The organism is Pseudomonas fuscovaginae SE-1 (genome assembly GCF_000364705.1).
Taxonomy (GTDB): domain Bacteria; phylum Pseudomonadota; class Gammaproteobacteria; order Pseudomonadales; family Pseudomonadaceae; genus Aquipseudomonas; species Aquipseudomonas fuscovaginae_A.
Window position 1 is genome coordinate 23,074 of sequence record NZ_AQOH01000081.1, and the last position, 6,940, is coordinate 30,013.

The following is a 6,940-nucleotide window of genomic DNA, read 5'->3' on the forward strand; positions in this document are numbered from 1 at the left end:
CATTCGGCAGCCAGAAACGAACAACGCGCCACAGAGGGCGCGTTGCGTAGGCTGGAGCGACTGATGACTCAGCGGTTTTTCACCCGCTCGATCGCCGTGTCGTACACCGGATTGGCTTTCTGTTCCTTGGCCAGTTCGTAGTGACGCAGCGCGTCGGAGAACTGCCCGGCGTTTTCATAGATACGGGCAATGTTGTAGTAGGAACTGGCGCGCACGGTATTGGCCGAGTTGCCGGATGCCAGGGCGACCGCCTTGCGGTTGGCCCAGATGGCTTCGGCGGTATTGCCGGCCTTCTGATACGCCAGGCCGAGGTTGCTGTAGGCCTGGCCGAAGCTGTTGTTCAGGTCGATGGCCTGGCGGAACAGCGCGATCGACTGCTCCAGGTCACCGGCCTTGTAGGCCGCCTCACCCTTCACGTTCAACGCCCGGGCATCGGCCTGAGCCGTGGAACTGACCGCCACTTCGGCAATCGCCACCTTGTCGTCGAGCAGCGGCGAGACTTCGTTCAGCACGTTCGCCGGATCCACCTTCACCCCGCTGAAGGTGTTGATGTCCTGGAAGTCGCCGTTGCCGGTCATGCGGAACACGGTCCACAGGTTGCCGCTGCGGTTGGTTGGCACGTAGTAGGTGCGCACCAGGGACTGGCCCATGTAGACGAACACCTTGGCCTGACTGTTGGACAGCTGGCGCGAGCTTGGATTTTCACTGTTGGTAAAATCGTGTACGGCATAGACGTAGCTCTCGCCGTAGTGCTTCTTCTGCAAGGTGATGGTTTCCGGGCCGTAGCTGTCGGTGTCATCCACGTCCAGGTCGGCGTCATCGCCCTGCTTCTGCTCGAAGTAGATGTTGTTGCCAGGGAAGATCATGTGCGAGTCGAGATCCGCCGGGGTCTTGCCCCAGGTCAGCACCACGCGCAGGCCATCGAGGTTCTGCATGACCGGGCTGATGGCGTAGGTCATGTCCTTGCACGGGCACTTGACCACCAGGTTGGAATAGCCGGCCTTCTTGATGATCAGCAGGCTGCCGGCATCGTCGGCGAAACCGCTCTGGAGCGTGACCTGGCCCTGGGCGTTGGTCTTGCCGACGACGTTCTGCTCGCCATTGCGCTGCAGCAGCACATCGGCGTCGGCGATCTTCTGGTCCTTGACCACGGCGCTGAGCACTTCGACCGGCAGAGACTCGGCCTGGGCCGACCAGGCCACGGCACACAACGACAATACCGAAGCCATGCGAAGCAAATGCATACTCAACTCCCTTTAAGCTCAAGACGCGGGAACCGGATGGTCCCGGAAAATTTGCAGCGGAACATACCGACTTTTTGTACGAAACGTCTAATGTTCAGGTGGAAAATTTTGCTTTTGTGGACCAGTCACTGGAGGCAAAAGGCCATCCTGCCAATCTGCTCCATAAACTCACTCAAAGCCCATGAGCAAGCACCGACAAGCCGCTGACTCACCAAGGAAGGCAGCGGCTGATCATGCAAGACCGTTGCTTGGTCACACTCATCTGTTACCAATATCCATCGAGTGCTCCTTGAAATCCGGAATCGGCCGACTCCAGGGAGGTACTCACGTCTTGCGCTGGAGCAACGAGCCAAACTGTGCAGACCAGAACGGGTCGCGATCTGCATGTGACTCAAATGCCCCGTCAACTGACTCAGCAATAAGGTGATGTCAGTTGCTCCCCTGTAGACTAGGCGCATAAAAAAACCGCCCAGGAGGGCGGTTTTTCTCAAGCCGATGGCAGGGCCGATTACAGCTTCGGACCCGCCGCCTTGATCGCGTCGCTCACGTCGAACTTCTTGAAGTTCTCGATGAACAGGCCGGCCAGGGCTTTTGCCGCTTCGTCGTAGGCGGCCTTGTCAGCCCAGGTGTTGCGTGGGTTGAGCAGGCCGGTTTCGACGCCTGGTACGGCCAGTGGCACGTCCAGGTTGATGGTGTCCAGGTGCTCGGTCTCGGCACCGACCAGAGCGCCGCTCTGGATCGCGGCGATCACGCCACGGGTGGTCGGGATGTTGAAGCGCTTGCCGACGCCGTAGCCACCGCCGGTCCAGCCGGTGTTGACCAGGTAGACCTTGGAACCGAAGCCACGGATACGCTTGATCAGCAGTTCAGCGTACTCGCCAGCCGGACGCGGGAAGAACGGCGCGCCGAAGCAGGTGGAGAAGGTCGACTTGATGCCGCCGCCCGAACCCATTTCGGTCGAACCGACCAGTGCGGTATAACCGGACAGGAAGTGGTAGGCCGCCTGCTCTTCGCTGAGGATCGACACCGGAGGCAGCACGCCAGTCAGGTCGCAGGTCAGGAAGATCACGGCGTTCGGCTCGCCACCGAGGTTCTTCGGTGCGCGTTTTTCGATCAGTTCGCGCGGGTAGGCCGCACGGCTGTTCTGGGTCAGGCTGCTGTCGGCGTAGTCGGCCTTCTTGGTGACCGGGTCCAGCACGACGTTTTCCAGCACGGCGCCGTGCTGGATGGCTTTCCAGATGACCGGCTCGTTCTTCTCGGACAGGTCGATGCACTTGGCATAGCAACCGCCTTCGATGTTGAACACCACACCCTCGCCCCAACCGTGCTCGTCGTCACCGATCAGGTAGCGGCTTTCGTCAGCCGACAGGGTGGTCTTGCCGGTGCCCGACAGGCCGAAGAACAGGGTCACGTCGCCCGCTTCGCCCATGTTGGCCGCGCAGTGCATCGGCAGGACATCGACAGCCGGCAGCAGGAAGTTCTGCACCGAGAACATGGCCTTCTTCATTTCACCGGCGTAGCGCATGCCGGCGATCAGGACTTTCCTGGCCGCGAAGTTGATGATCACGGTGCCATCAGAGTTGGTACCGTCGCGCTCAGGCACGCACTCGAACTCCGGAACGTTCAGGATCTGCCACTCGGCCTTGCCACCGGCGTTGTACTGGCCGGCTTCAGGGTTGATGAACAGGCAGCGGCCGAACAGGTTGTGCCAGGCGGTACCGGTGGTCATCTTGACCGGCAGGTAGTGCGCAGGATCGGAGCCTACATGCACGTGGGAAACAAAACGCTCGCGCTCGCCGACGAAGGCTTCGACGCGGTTCCACAGGGCATCGAACTTGTCGGCCGGGAACTTGCGGTTGATCGGGCCCCAGGCGATGGCGTCCTGGGTCGAAGGCTCTTCCACGATGAAACGGTCTACCGGCGAACGACCGGTGCGGTGACCTGTACGGACGACCAGCGCGCCGGTATCGGCGAGTTCGCCTTCACCACGAGCCAGGGCTTCTTTGACCAGATCATCGACACTCAGATCGGTATACACGGCATTGTTTGCTTGCGTCATGAAATTTCCCGTCGGCCAGGGGCCGAGTGCTCCAAACGTTTTGTAGTAGAAAGTGGTGCACTACTACCGTGAAAAAAGTGCGCCGGATTATGCCAGAAACGCCCAAAAAAAGTAGGGCCCTCCTGTCAGAACGCCTATTTTCCGGCGTTTGACAGGAGATTTACCTGCGCTGAAGCGTTTTAGTGACGAGTATCTGACGGGGTCTCGACCCCTGCGCCGGCAAACAATTGCGCAATATCAGCGGCATCGAACAGATAACGCTGGTTGCAGAACTGGCAATCGATCTCGATCGCGCCGCCACGCTCGGCCACCAGTTGCTGGGCATCTTCCAGCCCCAGGCTGACCAGAGCGTTGCCGGAGCGCTCGCGCGAGCAACTGCAATGGAAGCTTAGCGGCTGGTTGTCGAACAGGCGCACGGCTTCCTCGTGATAGAGGCGATGCAGTACGGTCTCATTGTCCAGACCGAGCAGTTCCTCGGCCTTCAGGGTGCTGGCCAGGGCGGTGATGTGCTGCCAGCTGGCGGCGCGTTCGTCCTCATCCTTGATCCGGTCGGCCGGCAGTTGCTGCAATAGCAGGCCGCGGGAGCGCTGACCGTCGGCGTTGAGCCAGAAACGGGTGCCGACCTGTTGGGACATGACGAAGTAGTTGGTGAAGCAGTCCGACAGGGTAGCGCCGTCGAGGTCGACAATACCCTGGTAACGCTGGCCCTTGACCGGATCGACGGTCAGCGCCAGGACGCCGTTGGGCATCAGGTCGGCCAGGCTCGCACCCGCAGCGATCCGATCCGCCTCGTAGCGGGCCAGACCACGGATCTCGCGTTCACTGGAGCACTCGACCATCAGCAACGGCACCGCGCCTTCGGAGCGGGCCTGGAGAATCAGCAGGCCGTCGAACTTCAAGGTGCCGACCAACAGCGCCGCGGCAGCCATCAGTTCGCCGAGCAGTTGGGCCACCGGCTGCGGATAGGGATGTTTGGCCAGGACTTCAGCGTAGCTGCGTTCCAGCGACACCAGTTCGCCACGCGTGTCGCTGTCATCGAAGATGAAGCGTTGGGTGTAATCGGTGTCTGGTAGATCTGACATAGGTTTCGATTCTGGAAGTAGGAATAAAGGTGTTCGACTCAGAGAATCTGAGCATTTTATGAACAAATCGGGGTTCTGACCACGCAACATGGGGGCGAATGGCTGTCAGTCAAGGATAGACAGGATTATTCGGTGCCCGCTCCACGGAACTTGAACAGGTCCCGGCGCTGCTTCTTGGTCGGCTTGCCATCCGTGGTCAGGCCCAAGGCACCGGCCTTGCGCTGGGCCGCCTCGGCCTCGCGCCTGGCGATGCTGGCGGCGGTTTCGGCATACAGGGCCTGCGCCTCCGGTGCGCCACGGCGCACGACCGACAGCGCCTGAACCACCACGGTACGCTCATCGAAGCCGGTGCGAATCAGCAGTTCGTCGCCGACCCGTGGTTCCTTCGAGGGTTTGCAGCGCTCGCCACGGCAATGCACCTTGCCACTTTCGATCGCCGCCTTGGCCAGGGCGCGGGTCTTGTAGAAACGGGCTGCCCACAACCATTTGTCGAGTCGAACCTTGTCGTCCTCTTCCGATTTCTGCGCCACGGGGATTCCTCAAACTGAAATATTGCTGAACTGTACTACCGTTGCCGTCGAAGCTGAATTTCCCTGGCCGGTCTAGAATGCCGGGTAGCCCAAAGGATATTCACGACCTGAAAAAAAGTCGTACCGATATCTATCGCCATTTACCGATTATTCTGCGTGAATACCGCCATGACCGCCGCCTGGCGGCCTGAGCAGGTTTCTCACCGGTTGAGCATTTTGAAGACATTTGACCATTTGACCGTTGTGGGTCTGCGCGAGTGGGTGGCGCTTCCGGATCTGGGAGTCGCGGGCCTGCGGGCGAAGATCGACACCGGCGCCAGTACCTCCAGCCTGCATGCCACCGATATCGAGCCGTTCGAGCGCGACGGGGCGAAGTGGGTCCGTTTCACCGCCCACCTGGGCACCGTGGTGCAATTGCGCCATCGGCGCTGCGAAGCGCCGTTGCTGGCGATGAAGACCATCAAGAGTTCCAATGGCCACGCCCAGGTCCGCTATGTGATCGCCACCACCCTGGCCCTCGGTGACCGGGTCTGGCAGGTGCAGTTCACCCTGGCCTGTCGCAAGGCCATGCGCTATCGCCTGCTGCTCGGTTCCAAAGCCCTGGTCGACGGCCAACTGGTGGTCAATCCAGGCAGCAAATACGTCCAGGAAAAGCCGGTGTTCCCGGTGACTACTACCTCTGCCACAGGTGTTGCATGAAGATCGCCGTGCTGTCGCGTAATCCGCGTCTGTATTCCACCCGTCGACTGGTCGAGGCCGGCGTCCAGCGGGGCCATGAAATGGTCGTGGTCGACACCCTGCGCGCCTATATGAACATCGCCAGCCACAAACCGCAGATCCACTATCGCGGCAAGCCGCTGGAGGGTTTCGACGCGGTGATCCCGCGAATCGGCGCTTCGGTGACCTTCTATGGCTGCGCGGTGTTGCGCCAGTTCGAGATGATGGGGGTGTTCCCGCTCAACGAATCGGTGGCGATCGCCCGCTCGCGGGACAAGCTGCGCTCGCTGCAACTGCTGTCACGCCGGGGGATCGGCCTGCCGGTCACCGGTTTCGCCCACTCGCCGGACGACATCCCCGACCTGATCGAGATGGTCAACGGCGCCCCGCTGGTGATCAAGGTGCTGGAAGGCACCCAGGGCATCGGCGTGGTGCTGTGCGAGACCGCGACGGCAGCCGAGTCGGTGATCGAGGCGTTCATGGGCCTCAAGCAGGACATCATGGTTCAGGAATACATCAAGGAAGCCGGCGGCGCCGATATCCGCTGCTTCGTGGTCGGTGACAAGGTGATTGCCGCCATGAAGCGCCAGGCCCGGCCCGGCGAATTCCGCTCCAACCTGCATCGCGGCGGCAGCGCCAGCCTGATCAAGATCACCCCGGAAGAACGCATGACCGCGCTCAGTGCGGCCAAGGTGATGGGGCTGAGCGTGGCTGGGGTGGACATCCTGCGCTCCAATCACGGGCCGCTGGTGATGGAGGTGAACTCCTCGCCGGGCCTGGAAGGGATCGAAACCACCACCGGCAAGGATGTCGCCGGGATGATCATCCAGCACATCGAAAAGAATGGCGGGCCGAACATGACCCGGACCAAGGGCAAGGGCTGACGAGCCCTCCCTCAACCGACGCAGGGCTGAGCGCTAGATCGCGTCACGCGGCAGCATGAGGCCCAGTGGCAGGCGGACCCTGGCCTCCAGGCCGCCACCGGAACGGTTGCGCAACTCGACATTGCCACCGTGCATCGAGGCGATCCGCTTGACGATCGCCAGACCCAGGCCGGTGCCCTTGCCGCCGCGCGCCTTGTCGCCGCGAGTGAACGGATTGAAGATCCCCTCCAGCTCCGCCGGATCGATACCCGCGCCACGGTCCATGACACTCAGCACCACATAGGGTGCGTTGGTGTCGCCGGACACGTAGGCAGCCACTTCCACCGCTTCCCCGGCGTGGTTGAGGGCGTTGCCGATCAGGTTGTTCAACAGGCGCTTCATCGACACCCGCCGCAGCGGGAACGGCTGGATCGGCTGGAGGCGC

At 61.5% G+C, this 6,940-nt stretch carries 7 protein-coding genes; 2 read left to right on the top strand and 5 right to left on the bottom strand.

What is annotated here, in order from left to right:
• Positions 1–68: 68 nt before the first annotated feature.
• The 4 genes from K675_RS0109460 to K675_RS0109475 form a co-directional block, all read right to left on the bottom strand.
• A complete protein-coding gene (locus K675_RS0109460) occupies positions 69–1,244 on the bottom strand; it encodes a tetratricopeptide repeat protein (protein WP_017903275.1) in 1,176 nt (391 codons plus the stop codon).
• A gap of 508 nt (positions 1,245–1,752) precedes the next feature.
• Positions 1,753–3,303 carry a phosphoenolpyruvate carboxykinase gene (locus tag K675_RS0109465; protein ID WP_017903276.1) on the bottom strand — a complete coding sequence of 517 codons (1,551 nt, stop codon included), beginning with the start codon at positions 3,301–3,303 and terminating at the stop codon, positions 1,753–1,755.
• 179 nt (positions 3,304–3,482) lie between these two features.
• Positions 3,483–4,385 carry an Hsp33 family molecular chaperone HslO gene (hslO, locus tag K675_RS0109470; RefSeq protein WP_017903277.1) on the bottom strand — a complete coding sequence of 301 codons (903 nt, stop codon included), beginning with the start codon at positions 4,383–4,385 and terminating at the stop codon, positions 3,483–3,485.
• Positions 4,386–4,510: 125 nt separating this feature from the next.
• Positions 4,511–4,915 (bottom strand): RNA-binding S4 domain-containing protein, encoded by a 405-nt coding sequence (locus K675_RS0109475; protein WP_017903278.1) that lies wholly within the window; start codon positions 4,913–4,915, stop codon positions 4,511–4,513.
• 216 nt (positions 4,916–5,131) lie between these two features.
• Between K675_RS0109475 and K675_RS0109480 the strand changes: the two genes are divergently transcribed.
• Both K675_RS0109480 and rimK read left to right on the top strand, forming a co-directional pair.
• Positions 5,132–5,614 carry an ATP-dependent zinc protease family protein gene (locus tag K675_RS0109480; RefSeq protein ID WP_010450641.1) on the top strand — a complete coding sequence of 161 codons (483 nt, stop codon included), beginning with the start codon at positions 5,132–5,134 and terminating at the stop codon, positions 5,612–5,614.
• Positions 5,611–6,516 carry a 30S ribosomal protein S6--L-glutamate ligase gene (gene rimK, locus K675_RS0109485; protein ID WP_017903280.1) on the top strand — a complete coding sequence of 302 codons (906 nt, stop codon included), beginning with the start codon at positions 5,611–5,613 and terminating at the stop codon, positions 6,514–6,516. Before K675_RS0109480 ends, rimK begins: the two co-directional genes overlap by 4 nt.
• Before the next feature lie 33 nt (positions 6,517–6,549).
• Here the strand turns inward: rimK and K675_RS30555 are convergent.
• Positions 6,550–6,940, bottom strand: a 391-nt coding sequence (locus K675_RS30555; protein ID WP_037006400.1) for an ATP-binding protein, incomplete at its 5' end; no start/stop codon positions are given.

Coding starts and splice junctions, on each gene's coding strand:
- K675_RS0109465 (WP_017903276.1), bottom strand. CDS start 3,303: ATGACGCAAGCAAACAATGCCGTGTATACCGATCTGAGTGTCGATGAT.
- hslO (WP_017903277.1), bottom strand. CDS start 4,385: ATGTCAGATCTACCAGACACCGATTACACCCAACGCTTCATCTTCGAT.
- K675_RS0109460 (WP_017903275.1), bottom strand. CDS start 1,244: ATGCATTTGCTTCGCATGGCTTCGGTATTGTCGTTGTGTGCCGTGGCC.
- rimK (WP_017903280.1), top strand. CDS start 5,611: ATGAAGATCGCCGTGCTGTCGCGTAATCCGCGTCTGTATTCCACCCGT.